1 protein-coding gene and 1 pseudogene are annotated in these 1,172 nt (G+C 46.2%); both read left to right on the forward strand.

Annotation, left to right across the window (positions count from 1 at the left end):
- Positions 1 to 176: pseudogene (locus ACFIJR_RS09030) on the forward strand (PBSX family phage terminase large subunit); the annotation flags it as partial.
- On the forward strand, positions 161 to 1,172 hold a 1,012-nt coding region (locus ACFIJR_RS09035), incomplete at its 3' end, for a portal protein (protein WP_375654063.1). The pseudogene ACFIJR_RS09030 and the gene ACFIJR_RS09035, both read left to right, overlap by 16 nt.

A 1,172-nucleotide genomic window follows, 5' to 3' on the forward strand; every position in this document is an offset into this window, starting at 1 on the left:
AGAAATGGGATGAGAAGCGCAATATTGGCTTGGGAGCAGAGCACGATTGGTCCAGTCATGGGGCAGATGCCTTTGGACTGATGTGTATTTCATACAAACCACCAAAAGAAATACAAAAGCGACCAGCTTATAGCGGCAGAACGGAATATGAGAGTACCTCATGGATGGCAGAATGATGCATGATGATGAACATTTAGAGAAAGACAGCAACGTATCTGATCTCTCTCATGAAGGTTTGTTTCGTAAGCTTGTGAGCTGGTACAAAGAAGATGTGGAGCATGTGAACAAATGGCGTGAACATGCGCGGGAGGATTTTGGTTTTTACAATGGTGATCAATGGAATGAAGAAGATTTATCGGCGTTAAAAAAGCAACGCCGCCCCGTTATGACCTTTAATCGTATTGCCCCATTGGTCAATGCCGTTGTGGGGTCAGAGCGTAATAACAAGCGCGAAGTGCAGTTTATTCCACGTCAAGTAGGGAAGGCATTGCCTAGTGAATTGCTTACCGGTGCGGCAGAATGGTTTCGGGACATGGCGCATGCCGAATACGCTGATAGTGATGCTTTCCAAGATGCGGTTATCTGTGGCATGGGGTGGACTGATACACGGCTTGATTATGAGAACAGCCTCGATGGTGAACCGGTAATTACCCGTTTAGACCCGTTAAAGATGGTTTGGGATAGTGCAGCGGTGCAACCGAATTTAACCGATGCGCAACGTTTGTGGTATGTAGACCGCAAGCCGTTAGAAGTAGCTAAGCAGATGTTTCCCAAATCTCATTGGACAGAGCTGAGTGCAGATTGGGCAAGGGATGGTAGCTCTCATGAAGGTGTTCACCATAATGATCTTGATTATTACAGCGATGAGGGGAGCATTGATGTTGAAAACGGTCGTCGGATGGTTACACTTGTTGAATGCCGTTGGTTTGAAAGCGAGAGGTATTACAAAGCGCCCGATTTAAGCACTGGAGAACTTCGTGATTATAGCGAGGAAGAATTTAAGCAGCTACAGTGCATGATGCCCGATATCCAAGGGGCAGCTTTTAATAAAAAGGTTGTAAGACGTGCTTTTTTAGGGAGAAAGTTGCTTGAATCCCCCGATCAACCCATGGTTCCAGCGGGTCAATTGGGTTGGGAGTGTATAACGGGGTATTTTGACAAGATAGAACGGC

The sequence above is a fragment of the Bartonella sp. OD88NMGDW genome (genome assembly GCF_042193775.1).
Taxonomy (GTDB): domain Bacteria; phylum Pseudomonadota; class Alphaproteobacteria; order Rhizobiales; family Rhizobiaceae; genus Bartonella; species Bartonella grahamii.